Source organism: Pseudomonas triclosanedens (assembly GCF_026686735.1).
Taxonomy (GTDB): domain Bacteria; phylum Pseudomonadota; class Gammaproteobacteria; order Pseudomonadales; family Pseudomonadaceae; genus Pseudomonas; species Pseudomonas triclosanedens.
In genome coordinates, this window is sequence record NZ_CP113432.1 from 6,028,518 (window position 1) to 6,046,417 (window position 17,900).

The following is a 17,900-nucleotide window of genomic DNA, read 5'->3' on the forward strand; positions in this document are numbered from 1 at the left end:
TCGGGGTGTGAAGCAGTACTACCCGTCGGTCGGCCAATTTGTAACCGGATCAGGCACCGGGGACGTAATGCTTCTGAGTGCTGCCACGAGCGATCAGGCGCGAAAGGTAGTCGAGCTTCTGCGGATCGCGGTCGACGAAGCGGAAGGTCAGTTGCAGCCACTCGCTATCGGGCCTGGGCTCCAGCGCCGCCACGGCGTGCAGGTAGCCATTGAGGCGAGCGACGTCGCTGTCTTCCTCCAGGTCGAGCACGGCGCTTTCCAGCACCTGCGGCAGCGGCGTACCGCGCTTGATCACCAGCAGCGCCTCCTTGAGACTCAACGCCTTGATCACGCAGGGCAGGTTGGTTTGCGGCAGCCGCAACTGGCCCTGCTGCCCCTTGGCGGCCGGACGTGCAGCGGACACCGCAGGAGGGGCTGCCGGAGTAGCAGCCGGGCGCGGTGCGGTTGGCGCGGAGGGGCGCACGACCTCGGCCTTGCCGCCGGTGAGTGCGCTGAGCGAGTCGTTGGGCATCGAGCCCACCAGACTGCGCTGTGGCGCCTGGGCCGCAAGGGCTTCCAGCTTGCCGGCGCGCGACAGCGCCTTCTTCACCTTGCTCACCAGTTGATCGTTGGAGAACGGCTTGCCGATGAAGTCGGAAACGCCGGCCTGGATGGCCTGCACGACGTTGTCCTTGTCGCCACGGCTGGTGACCATGATGAACGGCGTGGTCTTCAGACCTTCCTGCTCGCGACACCAGGTCAGCAATTCGATGCCCGACAGCTCCGGCATTTCCCAGTCACAGAGAATCAGGTCGACACTCTGGCGCGCCAGGAATTGCTGCGCCTTGCGGCCATTGACCGCCTCCTCGATCTGCAGGCCGGGGAAATGGTCCCGCAGCCCCTTTTTGACCAGGTCACGGATGAAGGGGGCATCATCCACGACCAGCACACTGACCTTGCCCATCGGCGACTCCTTGGAACGATAGGGCGAAGGATAGCCTTGCCGGGTGGCGACATGCCATCGGCGCAGGACCGCCTGGCCATAAAATGACGAACCCGGCGCTTGGCCGGGTTCGTCGATACAGGCGCAGGGAGCCTTATTCGGCCTTCCCGGTGCCCTGCACTTCTTCCTTCATGCGGGTCAGGCCGATGTGACGAACATCGGTGCCGCGCACCAGGTAGATCACCAGTTCGGCGATGTTGCGCGCATGATCGCCGATGCGCTCCAGCGAGCGCAGCGCCCAGATGACGTTGAGCACGCGCGAAATGGCACGTGGGTCTTCCATCATGTAGGTCACCAGTTCGCGCAGCGCAGTCTTGTACTCACGATCGACGGTCTTGTCGTACTGCGCCACCGACAACGCCAGATCGGCGTCGAAACGGGCGAAGGCGTCCAGCGCCTCCTGAACCATCTTGCGCACCTGGCCGCCGATGTGGCGAACCTCGACGTAGCCGCGCGGCGACTCGCCCTCTTCGCACAACTGGATGGCGCGACGAGCAATCTTCGAAGCTTCGTCACCGATACGCTCCAGATCGATCACCGACTTGGAGATGCTGATGATCAGGCGCAGGTCGGAAGCCGCCGGCTGGCGACGGGCGAGGATGCGCAAGCATTCCTCGTCGATGTTGCGCTCCATCTGGTTGATCTGGTCATCAATTTCTCGCACCTGCTGGGCAAGGCCGGAATCGGCGTCGATCAGCGCGTTGACCGCGTCGTTGACCTGTTTCTCCACCAGTCCGCCCATTGCCAGGAGGTGGCTGCGCACATCCTCCAGCTCTGCATTGAACTGCTGGGAAATGTGATGGGTGAGGCTGTCTTTGTTGATCATGTGCAAACCCTTGGAAGGTGCGAAGTTCAGAACTCGGTCTTTTCCGGTCTCATCCGGAGCATTGAGGCCCTTGAGAAATCTTCGCTGGCGCGAAGGCGGAGCACCGACAGCAGTTTCCGTACGGCAAGCTCCGCCGGCAAAGCCAGAGGAGATTTCTCATGGCATCAACCGTAGCGACCGGTGATGTAGTCTTCCGTCTGCTTCTTCGCCGGGTTGGTGAACAGCGTGTCGGTGTCGCCGAACTCGATCAGCTTGCCCATGTACATGAACGCCGTGTAGTCGGAGACGCGCGCGGCCTGCTGCATGTTGTGGGTCACGATGACGATGGTGAACTTGGACTTCAGTTCGTAGATCAGCTCTTCGATCTTCAGGGTGGAGATCGGGTCCAGTGCCGAGCACGGCTCGTCGAGCAGCAGCACTTCCGGCTCGACCGCAATGGTACGGGCGATGACCAGACGCTGCTGCTGACCGCCGGAGAGGCCGAGGGCGGATTCGTGCAGGCGGTCTTTCACTTCGTCCCACAGGGCGGCGCCCTTGAGCGCCCATTCGACGGCTTCGTCGAGCACACGCTTCTTGTTGATGCCCTGGATGCGCAGGCCGTAAACCACGTTCTCGTAGATGCTCTTGGGGAACGGGTTGGGTTTCTGGAATACCATGCCGACGCGACGGCGCAGCTCGGCCACGTCCACACCCTTGGCGAAGATGTTGTGGCCGTCGAGGAGGATCTCGCCCTTCACGTGGCAACCGTCGACCAGGTCGTTCATGCGGTTGAAACAGCGCAGCAGGGTGGACTTTCCGCAACCGGACGGGCCGATGAAGGCGGTCACGCGCTGCTTCGGAATGTTCATGCTGACGTCGAAAAGCGCCTGCTTCTCGCCGTAGAACAGGCTCAGGCCGGGCACCTCGAGGGCGACGGTCTCGCTCTCCAGGCTCATGCCCTGGCGCTCGCCACGGCCGAGCGCGCCGATGTCGATGCCGTGGGTAGCGGTTTCATGTTGCATGTTCAGTCTCCCTTGGAGGCTTGGCGGCGGGGCTGGCCCACCGCCTGCAGAATCAGTTTTCCAGCGCCTTGTACTTTTCGCGCAGGCGGTTACGGATGGCGATGGCCGAGAAGTTCAGCAGGGCGATGACCATCACCAGTAGCAGCGCGGTGGCGTACACCAGCGGGCGCGCGGCTTCGACGTTCGGGCTCTGGAAGCCGACGTCATAGATGTGGAAGCCCAGGTGCATGATCTTCTGATCCAGGTGCACGTACGGGTAGTTGCCATCGACTGGCAGCGCCGGGGCCAGCTTCACCACCCCAACCAGCATCAGCGGCGCCACCTCGCCGGCGGCACGGGCCACGGCGAGAATCAGGCCGGTCATCATCGCCGGGCTGGCCATCGGCAGGACGACCTTCCACAGGGTCTCTGCCTTGGTTGCGCCCAGGGCCAGGGAACCTTCGCGGGTGGCGCGCGGGATACGCGCCAGACCTTCCTCGGTGGCCACGATCACCACCGGTACAGCGAGGATAGCCAGGGTCAGAGAGGCCCAGAACAGGCCCGGCGTACCGAAGGTCGGCGCTGGCAGGGCTTCGGGGAAGAACATCCGGTCGATCGACCCACCCAGCACATAGACGAAGAAGCCCAGGCCGAACACACCATAGACGATCGCCGGAACGCCTGCGAGGTTGTTCACCGCGATACGGATGATGCGGGTCAACAGGCCCTGGCGAGCGTATTCGCGCAGGTAAACCGCTGCGATCACGCCGAACGGGGTGACGATCACGGCCATCACCAGAGTCATCATCACGGTACCGAAGATCGCCGGGAAGATACCGCCTTCAGTGTTCGCTTCCCGCGGGTCGTCGCTCAGGAATTCCCACAGCTTCTTGAAGTAGAAGACGAACTTGGCGCCGACGCCCATCTGGTTGGGCTGGTAGGCGTGCACCAGCTTGCCGAGAGTGATCTCGGTCTCGCTGCCGGACGCATCGCGCATTGTTACGCTGTCGCGGTTGAACTCCTGGTGCAGGCCGTTGAGCTGCTCTTCCAGCACCTTGTACTGGGCGTTCAGCTCGGCGCGGCCAGCGGCGATATCGGCCTCGGCGGCGGCATCCAGCTTGCCGTTCAGTTGCAGACCACGTTCTTTCAGGCGCAGGCGCTCAAGGCCGTGGTTGATGCCGCCGATGTCCTTCTTCTCCAGCCGGTACAGCTTGGCGTAGAGATCATCGACGCGCTTCAGGCGAGCCTGCAGCTCGGGCATGGCGCCCGCACCTTCGGCAACGACCTTGCCGTTTTCCTTCACATTCAGCAGATAGCCGTAGAAGTTGCCCCACTCGCGGCGCTCCAGGGTCACCAGTTCGGCAGGATGACGCTTGTCTGTCAGCCATTCGCCGATCACCCAGGAGAAGTCGCCGCCGTAAAGGTCACGGTTACCCAGTTTGAGCAGTTCGCGGGTCATGAATTCCGGGCCATTGTCCGGAACCGGCAGACCGGCGCCACGCAAACGCTCACGCGGCACTTGCTCGACCTGCACTTCTTCGCCGATCAGGGTCTTGGGTGCTTCACCGGGAACGGTGTAGGTCGCCTCGATCACATCGGCCGGCCAGAAGTGGCCGAGCCCGCGCACGGCGATCACGGCGAGCAGGCCGATGGTCATGATCACGGCGATGGACACCGCACCGGCATTCATCCACACCCAGGGAGAACCGCTGGCAAACCACGCTTTGACGGATTCCTGTTTCTGTTTCACGGAACGTAGCCTCGTCGGGCGTCGCTTAGAGCGACGCGTATTTCTTGCGCAGGCGCTGACGAATCAGCTCTGCCAGGGTGTTCATCACGAAGGTGAAGGAAAGCAGCACCAGCGCCGAGAGGAACAGCACGCGGTAGTGCGTTCCGCCTACCTCCGACTCGGGCATTTCCACCGCGACGTTAGCCGCGAGGGTACGCATGCCCTGGAAGATGTTCACGTCCATCACCGGGGTGTTGCCGGTCGCCATCAGCACGATCATGGTCTCGCCCACGGCGCGGCCAAGGCCGATCATGAGAGCGGAGAAGATGCCTGGACTCGCAGTCAGGATCACCACGCGAGTCAGCGTCTGCCAAGGCGTGGCGCCCAGGGCCAGGGAGCCGTAGGTCAGGCTCTTGGGCACGCTGAAGATGGCGTCTTCGGCGATGGAGAAGATGTTCGGGATCACCGCGAAGCCCATCGCCAAACCAACAACCAGGGCGTTGCGCTGGTCGTAAGTGATGCCCAGGTCGTGGCTGATCCACAGGCGCATGTCTCCGCCGAAGAACATGGTCTCCAGGTGCGGGCTCATCCACAGGGCGAACGCACCGGTGGCGAGTACGACCGGGATCAGAATCGCGGCTTCCCAGCCGGCCGGCAGACCCAGGCGAATGCGCTCGGGCAGGCGGCTCCAGATCAGGCCGGCGGCGAGGATACCCAGGGGAGTGAGCAGCAGCAGACTGAAGATGCCCGGCAGGTGGCCTTCAACATATGGCGCCAGGAACAGGCCGGCGAAGAAGCCGAGAATCACGGTCGGCAACGCTTCCATCAGCTCGATCACCGGCTTCACCTTGCGACGCATGCCGGGAGCCATGAAATACGCGGTGTAGACGGCGGCGGCGATGGCCAGCGGGGCGGCAAGGATCATCGCGTAGAAGGCGGCCTTCAGGGTGCCGAAGGTCAGCGGCGACAGGCTCAGCTTGGGCTCGAAGTCGGTGGTCGCGGCGGTGGACTGCCAGACGTAGCCAGGCTTGTCATAGCTTTCATACCAGACCTTGCCCCACAGGGCGCTCCAGGAAACTTCCGGGTGCGGGTTGCTGACGGCGAATCGGCGCAGTTCGCCGCCCTGCTCAATGACAAGGCGGTTGGCGCGCGGCGACAATGCCATCAGGCCAGCCGACGGTGCAACGTTCTCCACCAGCAGCGTGCGATGCGCGGTGCTGTGGAAGATACCGAGATTGCCCTGCTTGTCGATGGCCAGGAAGCCTTTGCGGCGCTGCTCGGAGGTGATTCCGGCCACGGCCTGGTCGCCCAGCTTGAAGTCACGTACGTGGGACAGGCGCGGTTCGCCATCTTCGCCCCGGGCCATGAACCACTGGCCAATGCTCCCCCTGGAGTCGCCAACCATCAGCGAAATGCCACCCAGCAGTTGGGCGCTGGAAGTCACTTCGGCGGAGGCGTCATCGAGCAGTTTGTAACGGCCGTTGAGCTGGTGAGTATTCAGATCGAACACGTCAGCCTGGGCACGGCCGTTCAGGACATAGAGCCACTGCTTGCGCGGGTCCATATAGATCGCTTTCACCGGGTCGGCGATCTGCGGCAGGTTGATGCGATCTTCCTCCAGCGAGGTCTCGCCGGTGAGCATGTTCTCCTGGCTGGTCAGGCTGAGCAGCAGCAGTTGGCTTCCGCTGGAGGCCGCGAGCAGCAGACTCTCATCGCTCGATGAGATTGCCACGTGCTCAAGCGGACGTCCCTGCGGGTCCAGGTTGATGGCTGCCTCGCCGTACGGATAGCTGATCTGTGGGGTAACAGTCTTCTTATTGTCCGGGTAGGTGATCTTGTAGGTGTGTTTGAACACCAGCACCTGTCCGTTGGACAGCCCCAGAGCCACGGCCGGATGACCTGGCTGGTCTTCCGCAATCGACGTCACGCTGCTACCTGCGGGCAGCTTCAGCGCGATACGGTCCATTTCATCGCCAGTCTTGGCGCTGAAAAACACCACTTCGCCATTTGCAGCAACGCGCATACCCACCAGGTTCTGTTCTTCGATACTCAGCAGAAGCGGCGCCTGGGCCGCCTTCAGCCAGGCTGGAGCCAGAGGGTCGCGAGCTTCCAGTTCGGCGCCGCGGAACAGCGGCAGCACGACGTAGGCGAGGTAGAAGAAAATCAGGGTAATAGCAGCCAGCACGGCGAGACCGCCGACCAGCACATACCAACGGGTGAGTCGATCCTTGAGCGCGCGCAGGCGACGCTTGCGCTGAAGCGCAGGCGTATTGAAATCGATCCGCTCGGGGAGAGAAGAAGTCATCGGGGAGTTGGCCAGGTCGTTCATGGAGTGACACCCTAGCGGCTCTGTGTGACAGAAAGATGACATGGAAGTGACGCGACAAAGCCCACCAGCAGAGCCATGCTGGCGGGCCCGGTCGAGCAGGCGTCAGCCCATGCCGGGCGGTTTGCTCCGCCCGGTTGACGGGCTGTTTACAGACCCAGCTCTTTGATCGCTTTTTCGGCGACTTTCGACGGCAGAGGGATATAGCCGTCTTTCACAACTACCTGCTGGCCAGATTTAGAGAGCACCATCTTCAGGAACTGGGCTTCCAGCGGGTTCAGCGGTTTGTTCGGGGCCTTGTTGACATAGACGTACAGGAAGCGGGACAGCGGGTAGCTACCGTTCAGGGCGTTAGCTTCGTTGTCCTCGATGAACTCGCCGCCTTCTTTCTTGGCCAGAGCAACGGTCTTCACGCTAGCGGTCTTGTAACCGATACCGGAGTACCCAACGCCATTCAGGGATTGGCTGACCGACTGAACCACGGACGCCGAACCCGGCTGCTCATTCACGTTCGGCTTGTAGTCGCCTTTGCACAAGGCTTCTTCCTTGAAGTAGCCGTAGGTGCCGGATACGGAGTTACGACCGAAGAGCTGCACGGGCTTGTTGGCCCAATCACCGGTCAGGCCCAGGTCACCCCAGGTCTTCACTTCCGACTTGCCGCCACACAGGCGGGTGGAAGAGAAGATGGCATCGACCTGCTGCATGGTCAGGCCTTTGATGGGGTTGTCCTTGTGCACGAAGATCGCCAGGGCGTCCACTGCAACCGGAACAGCAGTCGGCTTGTAGCCGTACTTCTGCTCAAAGGCCTGCAGCTCGACATCCTTCATCTTGCGGCTCATCGGGCCGAGGTTGGCGGTACCTTCGGTCAGAGCCGGCGGCGCGGTGGATGAGCCGGCGGCCTGGATCTGCACGTTCACGTTCGGGTACAGGCGCTTGTACTCTTCCGCCCACATGGTCATCAGGTTGGCCAGAGTGTCGGAACCGACGCTCGACAGGTTACCCGACACACCGCTGGCTTTCTGGTATTCCGGCAGGGCCGGATCGATCGCGGCTACCGCACTGGCGGTGCCTACGCCTGCAGCGACAAAAGTCAGGGCCGCCATCAAACGCTTGAGTTTCATGCCTTGCTCCTTGAGGAGAATGGGGTTGGATGGAACGGGGGCCAGTATCGTCAGGCCGCATGAAGACTCTATGACGCGAATGTGACAGTTGGATGAAATGCCATCAGTCTGTTGCAGGGCGGTTGTAACAAGGCAAATCGAACTCGGAAGAGCACCCTGGAGAAGCCCCTGAGCGACTGGAACGGTCTTTCAGGGCGCTGAGCATGCGTTGCGCAGGCTAGGTCTGGTGGCCAACCGGCGACTGGGCCACATTGAAAGACATGTGATGTTGATCCAGATGCAATCGGCTGCTCCGAGCGGCAGCAGCCACCGACTCAACGCGCCACATCACCCGATGCCTCGCCGACTTGCACAGCCTTCAGCCCCTGTTTTCCGCGCGCAAAAGCAAAGCCCCCGACCAGCGAGGCTGATCAGGGGCTTTGGGATAGGAGCTTGACGATGACCTACTCTCACATGGGGAAACCCCACACTACCATCGGCGATGCGTCGTTTCACTACTGAGTTCGGGATGGGATCAGGTGGTTCCAACGCTCTATGGTCGTCAAGCAATTCTTTAGGATGCTCGTGGCCTTGGCACACGCTCATCCAGATTCGGGTATGTGACAGGTATTTGCGGTTCACACGAACTTTCGGTTCGTCGACTTCACCGTCTAACACCAAATTGTTTGGGTGTTATATGGTCAAGCCTCACGGGCAATTAGTATCGGTTAGCTCAACGCCTCACAGCGCTTACACACCCGACCTATCAACGTCGTAGTCTTCGACGGCCCTTTAGGGGAATCAAGTTCCCAGTGAGATCTCATCTTGAGGCTAGTTTCCCGCTTAGATGCTTTCAGCGGTTATCTATTCCGAACATAGCTACCCGGCAATGCCACTGGCGTGACAACCGGAACACCAGAGGTTCGTCCACTCCGGTCCTCTCGTACTAGGAGCAGCCCCTCTCAAATCTCAAACGTCCACGGCAGATAGGGACCGAACTGTCTCACGACGTTCTAAACCCAGCTCGCGTACCACTTTAAATGGCGAACAGCCATACCCTTGGGACCGGCTTCAGCCCCAGGATGTGATGAGCCGACATCGAGGTGCCAAACACCGCCGTCGATATGAACTCTTGGGCGGTATCAGCCTGTTATCCCCGGAGTACCTTTTATCCGTTGAGCGATGGCCCTTCCATACAGAACCACCGGATCACTAAGACCTACTTTCGTACCTGCTCGACGTGTCTGTCTCGCAGTCAAGCGCGCTTTTGCCTTTATACTCTGCGACCGATTTCCGACCGGTCTGAGCGCACCTTCGTACTCCTCCGTTACTCTTTAGGAGGAGACCGCCCCAGTCAAACTGCCCACCATACACTGTCCTCGATCCGGATAACGGACCAGAGTTAGAACCTCAAGCATGCCAGGGTGGTATTTCAAGGATGGCTCCACGCGAACTGGCGTCCACGCTTCAAAGCCTCCCACCTATCCTACACAAGCAGGCTCAAAGTCCAGTGCAAAGCTACAGTAAAGGTTCACGGGGTCTTTCCGTCTAGCCGCGGATACACTGCATCTTCACAGCGATTTCAATTTCACTGAGTCTCGGGTGGAGACAGCGCCGCCATCGTTACGCCATTCGTGCAGGTCGGAACTTACCCGACAAGGAATTTCGCTACCTTAGGACCGTTATAGTTACGGCCGCCGTTTACCGGGGCTTCGATCAAGAGCTTCGCTTTCGCTAACCCCATCAATTAACCTTCCGGCACCGGGCAGGCGTCACACCCTATACGTCCACTTTCGTGTTTGCAGAGTGCTGTGTTTTTAATAAACAGTCGCAGCGGCCTGGTATCTTCGACCGACATGGGCTTACGCAGTAAATGCTTCACCCTCATCGGCGCACCTTCTCCCGAAGTTACGGTGCCATTTTGCCTAGTTCCTTCACCCGAGTTCTCTCAAGCGCCTTGGTATTCTCTACCCGACCACCTGTGTCGGTTTGGGGTACGGTTCCTAGTTACCTGAAGCTTAGAAGCTTTTCCTGGAAGCATGGCATCAACCACTTCGCTCTCTAAAAGAAAGCTCGTCATCAGCTCTCGGCCTTGAACACCCGGATTTGCCTAAGTGTTCGGCCTACCACCTTAAACTTGGACAACCAACGCCAAGCTGGCCTAGCCTTCTCCGTCCCTCCATCGCAGTAACTAGAAGTACAGGAATATTAACCTGTTTCCCATCGACTACGCTCTTCAGCCTCGCCTTAGGGACCGACTAACCCTGCGTCGATTAACGTTGCGCAGGAACCCTTGGTCTTTCGGCGTGGGAGTTTTTCACTCCCATTGTCGTTACTCATGTCAGCATTCGCACTTCTGATACCTCCAGCAAGCTTCTCAACTCACCTTCACAGGCTTACAGAACGCTCCTCTACCGCGCATCTTGCGATGCACCCGTAGCTTCGGTGTGTGGTTTGAGCCCCGTTACATCTTCCGCGCAGGCCGACTCGACTAGTGAGCTATTACGCTTTCTTTAAAGGGTGGCTGCTTCTAAGCCAACCTCCTAGCTGTCTAAGCCTTCCCACATCGTTTACCACTTAACCACAACTTTGGGACCTTAGCTGACGGTCTGGGTTGTTTCCCTTTTCACGACGGACGTTAGCACCCGCCGTGTGTCTCCCACGCTGACACTTCCAGGTATTCGGAGTTTGCATCGGTTTGGTAAGTCGGGATGACCCCCTAGCCGAAACAGTGCTCTACCCCCTGGAGTGATACGTGAGGCGCTACCTAAATAGCTTTCGAGGAGAACCAGCTATCTCCGAGCTTGATTAGCCTTTCACTCCGATCCACAAGTCATCCCCTACCTTTTCAACGGGAGTGGGTTCGGTCCTCCAGTCAGTGTTACCTAACCTTCAACCTGCTCATGGATAGATCGCCCGGTTTCGGGTCTATACCCAGCGACTAAATCGCCCTATTAAGACTCGCTTTCGCTACGCCTTCCCTATACGGTTAAGCTCGCCACTGAATATAAGTCGCTGACCCATTATACAAAAGGTACGCAGTCACCTAACTAAGTAGGCTCCCACTGCTTGTACGCATACGGTTTCAGGTTCTATTTCACTCCCCTCTCCGGGGTTCTTTTCGCCTTTCCCTCACGGTACTGGTTCACTATCGGTCAGTCAGTAGTATTTAGCCTTGGAGGATGGTCCCCCCATATTCAGACAAAGTTTCTCGTGCTCCGTCCTACTCGATTTCACTTCAAAGAACCTTTCACATACGGGGCTATCACCCACTATGGCCGCACTTTCCAGAGCGTTCTGTTAGATTCAAAGAAGCTTAAGGGCTAATCCCCGTTCGCTCGCCACTACTAAGGGAATCTCGGTTGATTTCTTTTCCTCAGGGTACTTAGATGTTTCAGTTCCCCTGGTTCGCCTCTTGCACCTATGGATTCAGTACAAGATACCTAGGTTATCCTAGGTGGGTTTCCCCATTCAGAGATCTCCGGATCAAAGTCTGTTTGCCGACTCCCCGAAGCTTATCGCAGGCTACCACGTCTTTCATCGCCTCTGACTGCCAAGGCATCCACCGTATGCGCTTCTTCACTTGACCATATAACCCCAAGCAATCTGGTCATATGTCTCGAACGTGAAGACGACATTCGCCGAAAATTCGCGCTTGAACTCGCAAATTTTACCTTGACTTGAATGATCACCAGTGAAAGAGATCATTCAGTCTACTTCTATCACATACCCAAATTTTTAAAGAACAGTTCCGGTACAAAGACCAGACATCAATGTTCCTTAACCTGAACATTCATGTCTGAGCTTTTGACGATTTAGAGATGGTGGAGCCAAGGAGGATCGAACTCCTGACCTCCTGCGTGCAAAGCAGGCGCTCTCCCAGCTGAGCTATGGCCCCTTATCGGATCAGCAGCACACCACAACAATTGGTGGGTCTGGGCAGATTCGAACTGCCGACCTCACCCTTATCAGGGGTGCGCTCTAACCAACTGAGCTACAGACCCAATCGTCTAACCAGTGAATCAAGCAATTCGTGTGGGAGCTTATGAAGAAGCTGAGATCTTCGATTAAGGAGGTGATCCAGCCGCAGGTTCCCCTACGGCTACCTTGTTACGACTTCACCCCAGTCATGAATCACTCCGTGGTAACCGTCCCCCTTGCGGTTAGACTAGCTACTTCTGGAGCAACCCACTCCCATGGTGTGACGGGCGGTGTGTACAAGGCCCGGGAACGTATTCACCGTGACATTCTGATTCACGATTACTAGCGATTCCGACTTCACGCAGTCGAGTTGCAGACTGCGATCCGGACTACGATCGGTTTTATGGGATTAGCTCCACCTCGCGGCTTGGCAACCCTCTGTACCGACCATTGTAGCACGTGTGTAGCCCTGGCCGTAAGGGCCATGATGACTTGACGTCATCCCCACCTTCCTCCGGTTTGTCACCGGCAGTCTCCTTAGAGTGCCCACCCGAGGTGCTGGTAACTAAGGACAAGGGTTGCGCTCGTTACGGGACTTAACCCAACATCTCACGACACGAGCTGACGACAGCCATGCAGCACCTGTGTTCCGATTCCCGAAGGCACCCTCGCATCTCTGCAAGGTTCCGGACATGTCAAGGCCAGGTAAGGTTCTTCGCGTTGCTTCGAATTAAACCACATGCTCCACCGCTTGTGCGGGCCCCCGTCAATTCATTTGAGTTTTAACCTTGCGGCCGTACTCCCCAGGCGGTCGACTTATCGCGTTAGCTGCGCCACTAAAATCTCAAGGATTCCAACGGCTAGTCGACATCGTTTACGGCGTGGACTACCAGGGTATCTAATCCTGTTTGCTCCCCACGCTTTCGCACCTCAGTGTCAGTATCAGTCCAGGTGGTCGCCTTCGCCACTGGTGTTCCTTCCTATATCTACGCATTTCACCGCTACACAGGAAATTCCACCACCCTCTACCGTACTCTAGTCAGGCAGTTATGGATGCAGTTCCCAGGTTGAGCCCGGGGATTTCACATTCATCTTACCAAACCACCTACGCGCGCTTTACGCCCAGTAATTCCGATTAACGCTTGCACCCTTCGTATTACCGCGGCTGCTGGCACGAAGTTAGCCGGTGCTTATTCTGTTGGTAACGTCAAATCAGCAAGGTATTAACTTACTGACCTTCCTCCCAACTTAAAGTGCTTTACAATCCGAAGACCTTCTTCACACACGCGGCATGGCTGGATCAGGCTTTCGCCCATTGTCCAATATTCCCCACTGCTGCCTCCCGTAGGAGTCTGGACCGTGTCTCAGTTCCAGTGTGACTGATCATCCTCTCAGACCAGTTACGGATCGTCGCCTTGGTAGGCCTTTACCCCACCAACTAGCTAATCCGACCTAGGCTCATCTGATAGCGCAAGGCCCGAAGGTCCCCTGCTTTCTCCCGTAGGACGTATGCGGTATTAGCGTTCCTTTCGAAACGTTGTCCCCCACTACCAGGCAGATTCCTAGGCATTACTCACCCGTCCGCCGCTGAATCCAGGAGCAAGCTCCCTTCATCCGCTCGACTTGCATGTGTTAGGCCTGCCGCCAGCGTTCAATCTGAGCCATGATCAAACTCTTCAGTTCAATACTGCTTGGGTTTTGAGAAAACCCTAAACTTGGCTCAGCAATCGCATGCTCTAATTAAAGAGCTAAAACTCTCGAATTCACGAGTGTTACTTGCGATGCTGATAATCAGTCGATCATCAGTCTTACATCACAAGCACCCACACGAATTGCTTGATTCAACTTGTTAAAGAGCAGTTGGTTGATTCTTTCGTCTCAACCGAGGCCGCGCATTCTACAGCAACCTCTTACTTCGTCAAGCGTTATTTTCGAAAATTTTCTTTTCTACTCAACCGCTTGCGCTTCGGAGAAGGAAGCCTTCTCACCAGCGGGAGGCGCATTCTACAGCGTTCAAAATCACTGTCAAGCACCTCGATGATCTTCCTTTCAGCTCACTGCCGAAGCAGCCCGCGGAGAGCGACAAGCGAATCGCCTGCCGGACCACCACTCCCGACTTCGATGCTTTGTAAGTGCTTGATTTTCAAGCTCTTTCAGCGCTTCGTCGCTGGGAGTGGTGCGCATTATAGGGACTTGAAAACGCCCGTCAACGACTTTTTTAAATTTTCTGCAAAAAACTGTCCGCTCGATCAGTTTGCAGTCATTTCGCGCCCCTCCGGGCGACGCTCCTTGCGCAGGAGATGGATCCCCACCAACAGCCCGACCACGCACAACGCCACGACGTAGTAGGCGGGACCAAGCGGGTCCTCCTTCATGAGCAGCGCAACGACCATCGGTGTCAGGCCACCAAAGATGGCGTAGGCCAGGTTGTAGGAGAAGGACAGGCCAGTGAAGCGCACCACAGGGGGGAAGGCGTTAACCATGACGTAGGGCACTGCGCCGATAACACCCACGCACAGTCCGGTTACCGCATAGAGCGGGAACAGCCAATCCGGGTGAGCTTTCAGGGTGGTATAGAAAGTCCAGGACACCGCGCCCAGCAGCAGACTTCCATATATAAAGGTGCGTCCAGCGCCGAAACGATCCGCCAGGCGCCCGGCGAGGATGCAGCCCACGCTCAGGAAGACGATGGCCAGACTATTTGCCTTCAGCGCAATCGCCGCCTCGAAGCCATAGACGCTCTGCAATACCGAGGGCGTCATCAGGATAACCACCACGATGCCGGCGGACAGTACCCAGGTCAGCAGCATCGATAGCACCACCGCAGGCCGGTGCTCACGCACCACCACGCCCAGCGGTACTTCCTCGGCCAGTTGCTTGCGCAGCTGCAGTTCGGCGAACACCGGAGTCTCATGCAACCAGCGACGCAGGTAGACGGAGAACAGGCCGAAGATTCCACCCAGCAGGAATGGGATCCGCCAGGCATATCCCTGCACCTCATCGGCAGTGAACACGCTGTTGATCAGTGTTGCGACCAGCGAACCAATGAGGATGCCGGCAGTCAGACCCGAGGTTAGCGTGCCGCAGGCATACCCCACGTAGCGACTGGGCACATGCTCGGCGACGAAGACCCAGGCTCCCGGCACTTCACCGCCGATCGCCGCGCCCTGGATGACGCGCAGGAGCAGGAGTGCCAGCGGTGCCCAGATACCGATCTGCGCATAGGTAGGCAGCAGGCCCATGATCAGGGTCGGCACAGCCATGAGGAAGATACTGAGCGTGAACATCTTCTTGCGACCCAGCAGGTCACCGAAGTGCGCCATGACCACACCGCCCAGCGGGCGGGCCAGGTAGCCGGCGGCAAAGAGGCCGAAGGTCTGCAACTGGCGCAGCCACTCCGGCATGTCGGCGGGGAAGAACAGCTTGCCCACCACGGTGGCGAAGAACACGAAGATGATGAAGTCGTAGAACTCCAGGGCGCCGCCCAGTGCGGACAGGGACAGGGTCTTGTAGTCGCTGCGGGTCAAAGGACGTGACGCGGGCACGGCAGGAGCGTTCACAGAAGGCATGGTGCTTATTCTCGACAGGGCAAGGCGGATGACTGCGACGGCGAGCCACAGGTGCCGCACCATAGCAAATTGCACTGAAGCGACACAGGCATGCGCAACAGGGGCAAACTCGAAACCCTGCGGTCGTCGTGCCAGGCCTTGCTCTATATAATGCAGCCGGGCCGATCAAAAGCTGTCCCAAGGCCTTGCGCCGCCAGGCGTCTTGGGAGAGTTTTTCCTCAACCGCACCTTGTATGAGAAAGCCGGGGGCAAGAGGCCCTTACCTATGATCGAGCTTGAACAAGAAGATCCCATCCCGCAAGGCGACCTTGCCTTGCAGATCACCGCCCTGCCACGGGAAACCAATGGCTTCGGCGACATCTTCGGTGGCTGGCTGGTGGCGCAGATGGATCTCGCCGGTACAGCAATGGCCAGCCGCATCGCTGGTGGCCGCGTAGCGACCGTCGCCATCGACCGCATGGCCTTCCTGGTCCCGGTCGCAGTTGGCGCGCAGCTTTCCTTTTACACGCAATCGCTGGAAGTCGGCCGCAGTTCGATCCGCATGCTGGTCGAGGTCTGGAGCGACGATCCTCTGTCGAGCGAATGGCGCAAAGTCACCGAGGCTGTATTCGTATTCGTCGCCATCGACGGTAGCGGCCGCACTCGCCCGGTCCCACCGCGTCGTGGTTGAAAACTGAAACGCCGGCACTCTCGCCGGCGTTTTCGTTTCTGCCTCACTCAGCGCAACGGCTTGCCGCGCACCGGAGCATCGCCAGCCTTGTAATACTCGGCCGTGCTGCGCGGCAATGCCGGGCGACCGCGCACCTTATCGGCGAGCTTCTCGGCCATCATGATGGTGGTGGCGTTGAGGTTGCCGGTGATGATCAGCGGCATGATCGACGCATCGATCACCCGCAGCCCTTCCATACCGTGCACCCGGCCCTCGCCATCGACCACCGCCATGTCATCCTCGCCCATCTTGCAGGAACAGGACGGGTGGAAAGCTGTTTCCGCGTGCTCGCGAACGAAAGCGTCCAGATCGGCGTCGCTCTGCTTGTCCAGGCCAGGACTGATCTCGCGGCCACGGTAGGGATCAAGCGCCGGCTGGTTCATGATCTCGCGGGTAATGCGAATGGCATCGCGGAATTCCTGCCAGTCCTGCTCGGTCGACATGTAGTTGAACAGGATGCTCGGATGCTTGCGCGGGTCCCGTGAAGTGAGATGGATACGCCCCCGGCTGGGCGAACGCATCGAGCCGACATGCGCCTGGAAGCCGTGCTCCTTCACCGCATTGCTGCCGTTGTAGTTAATCGCCACCGGCAGGAAGTGGTACTGGATGTTCGGCCATTCGAACTCCGCGCGCGTCCGAATGAAGCCGCCGGCCTCGAACTGGTTGCTCGCGCCCAGGCCCGTACCGAGGAACATCCACTGAGCACCGATCTGCGGCTGGTTCCACCACTGCAGCGCCGGGTACAGCGAGACCGGCTGCTTGCAGGCGTACTGCAGATACATCTCCAGGTGGTCTTGCAGGTTCTGGCCGACACCGGGCAGGTCATGTATCACCTCGATGCCCAGATCGCGCAGCAGCGCCGCCGGGCCGACGCCGGAGCGTTGCAGCAGTTGCGGAGAAGCAATGGCGCCGGAGCAAACCAGCACCTCGCGACGCGCTCGGGCTTCCTTCAGGGCGTTGTCGTTGCCATGCAGGTAGGCAGCGCCGATGGCGCGCTTGCCGCTGAACAGGATGCGGTCGGTCAACGCGTGGGTAACGATGGTCAGGTTGGGCCGCTCGCGGGCCTGGTCCAGGTAGCCGCGGGCGGTACTGGCGCGACGGCCCTGCGGGGTGACGGTGCGGTCCATCGGACCGAAGCCCTCCTGCTGGTAGCCATTGAGGTCGTCGGTGCGCGGATACCCCGCCTGCACGCCCGCCTCGACCATCGCGTGGAACAGCGGATTATTGCCAGCCTTGGGCGTGGTCACGCTGACGGGGCCGCCGCCGCCGTGATAGTCGTTGGGGCCGATGTCGCGGGTCTCGGCCTTGCGGAAGTACGGAAGGCAATCGAGATAACTCCAGTCTTCCAGGCCCTTGGCCTTCGCCCAGCCGTCGAAATCCATGGCGTTGCCGCGGATATAGCACATGCCGTTGATCAGCGAGGACCCACCCAGGCCCTTGCCGCGGCCGCACTCCATGCGGCGATTGTTCATGTGCGGTTCCGGGTCGGTCAGGTACGCCCAATTGTAGCGGCGTCCCTGCAGTGGGTAGGCCAGCGCGGCGGGCATCTGCGTGCGGAAGTCGGCGCGGTAGTCCGGGCCGCCAGCTTCCAGCAGCAGGACGCTGACATCGGCGTCCTCGGTCAGGCGGGTCGCCAGTACGTTACCGGCGGAACCGGCGCCAATGATGATGTAGTCGTATTCATGGTGCATGCAGGCCTTCCTCTTTTTCAGGCACGACACCGCCCGCGGCGCGTGCGCGCCGGTGTCTGCGTGTTGG

The 17,900-nt window shown here is 59.2% G+C and carries 9 protein-coding genes, 2 tRNA genes and 3 rRNA genes; 1 reads left to right on the forward strand and 13 read right to left on the reverse strand.

The window, feature by feature from the left end; translation table 11 throughout:
• Positions 1–49: 49 nt before the first annotated feature.
• From OU419_RS27910 to OU419_RS27965, 12 genes are all read right to left on the reverse strand, one after another.
• A complete protein-coding gene (locus tag OU419_RS27910) occupies positions 50–943 on the reverse strand; it encodes a response regulator (protein ID WP_254475559.1) in 894 nt (297 codons plus the stop codon).
• A 133-nt stretch (positions 944–1,076) separates the two neighbouring features.
• The gene (gene phoU, locus OU419_RS27915; protein WP_254475560.1) at positions 1,077–1,808 is read right to left on the reverse strand and encodes a phosphate signaling complex protein PhoU; all 732 of its coding nucleotides are present in this window, start codon (positions 1,806–1,808) and stop codon (positions 1,077–1,079) included.
• A 164-nt stretch (positions 1,809–1,972) separates the two neighbouring features.
• Positions 1,973–2,809, reverse strand: coding sequence for a phosphate ABC transporter ATP-binding protein PstB (gene pstB / locus OU419_RS27920; RefSeq protein ID WP_254475561.1), 837 nt, complete (start codon positions 2,807–2,809; stop codon positions 1,973–1,975).
• 52 nt (positions 2,810–2,861) lie between these two features.
• Positions 2,862–4,538, reverse strand: a complete 1,677-nt coding sequence (pstA, locus tag OU419_RS27925) for a phosphate ABC transporter permease PstA (protein WP_254475562.1) — start codon at positions 4,536–4,538, stop codon at positions 2,862–2,864.
• A gap of 25 nt (positions 4,539–4,563) precedes the next feature.
• The gene (locus OU419_RS27930; protein ID WP_254475574.1) at positions 4,564–6,597 is read right to left on the reverse strand and encodes an ABC transporter permease subunit; all 2,034 of its coding nucleotides are present in this window, start codon (positions 6,595–6,597) and stop codon (positions 4,564–4,566) included.
• A 395-nt stretch (positions 6,598–6,992) separates the two neighbouring features.
• Entirely contained in the window at positions 6,993–7,964 is a 972-nt protein-coding gene (pstS, locus tag OU419_RS27935; RefSeq protein WP_254475563.1) for a phosphate ABC transporter substrate-binding protein PstS, read from the reverse strand.
• A gap of 430 nt (positions 7,965–8,394) precedes the next feature.
• A 5S ribosomal RNA gene (rrf, locus tag OU419_RS27940) occupies positions 8,395–8,510 on the reverse strand.
• Between the two features lie 130 nt (positions 8,511–8,640).
• Positions 8,641–11,532, reverse strand: a 23S ribosomal RNA gene (locus OU419_RS27945).
• Positions 11,533–11,765: 233 nt separating this feature from the next.
• Positions 11,766–11,841 (reverse strand) — tRNA-Ala (locus tag OU419_RS27950).
• A 29-nt stretch (positions 11,842–11,870) separates the two neighbouring features.
• Positions 11,871–11,947 (reverse strand) — tRNA-Ile (locus OU419_RS27955).
• Between the two features lie 64 nt (positions 11,948–12,011).
• Positions 12,012–13,547 (reverse strand): 16S ribosomal RNA (locus tag OU419_RS27960).
• Together the 16S, 23S and 5S rRNA genes with 2 tRNA genes alongside form the textbook arrangement of a ribosomal RNA operon.
• 566 nt (positions 13,548–14,113) lie before the next feature.
• Positions 14,114–15,433: an MFS transporter gene (locus tag OU419_RS27965; RefSeq protein WP_254469532.1), complete on the reverse strand. Its 1,320-nt coding sequence runs from the start codon at positions 15,431–15,433 to the stop codon at positions 14,114–14,116.
• Positions 15,434–15,698: 265 nt separating this feature from the next.
• Here OU419_RS27965 and OU419_RS27970 point away from each other — a divergent pair, with 265 nt between their 5' ends.
• Positions 15,699–16,103, forward strand: coding sequence for an acyl-CoA thioesterase (locus OU419_RS27970; protein ID WP_015479588.1), 405 nt, complete (start codon positions 15,699–15,701; stop codon positions 16,101–16,103).
• Between the two features lie 47 nt (positions 16,104–16,150).
• Here OU419_RS27970 and betA read toward each other — a convergent pair whose 3' ends face one another.
• A complete protein-coding gene (gene betA, locus OU419_RS27975; RefSeq protein ID WP_254469533.1) occupies positions 16,151–17,833 on the reverse strand; it encodes a choline dehydrogenase in 1,683 nt (560 codons plus the stop codon).
• Positions 17,834–17,900: the final 67 nt, after the last annotated feature.

Coding starts and splice junctions, on each gene's coding strand:
- OU419_RS27910 (WP_254475559.1), bottom strand. CDS start 943: ATGGGCAAGGTCAGTGTGCTGGTCGTGGATGATGCCCCCTTCATCCGT.
- phoU (WP_254475560.1), bottom strand. CDS start 1,808: ATGATCAACAAAGACAGCCTCACCCATCACATTTCCCAGCAGTTCAAT.
- pstB (WP_254475561.1), bottom strand. CDS start 2,809: ATGCAACATGAAACCGCTACCCACGGCATCGACATCGGCGCGCTCGGC.
- pstS (WP_254475563.1), bottom strand. CDS start 7,964: ATGAAACTCAAGCGTTTGATGGCGGCCCTGACTTTTGTCGCTGCAGGC.
- OU419_RS27965 (WP_254469532.1), bottom strand. CDS start 15,433: ATGCCTTCTGTGAACGCTCCTGCCGTGCCCGCGTCACGTCCTTTGACC.
- OU419_RS27970 (WP_015479588.1), top strand. CDS start 15,699: ATGATCGAGCTTGAACAAGAAGATCCCATCCCGCAAGGCGACCTTGCC.
- betA (WP_254469533.1), bottom strand. CDS start 17,833: ATGCACCATGAATACGACTACATCATCATTGGCGCCGGTTCCGCCGGT.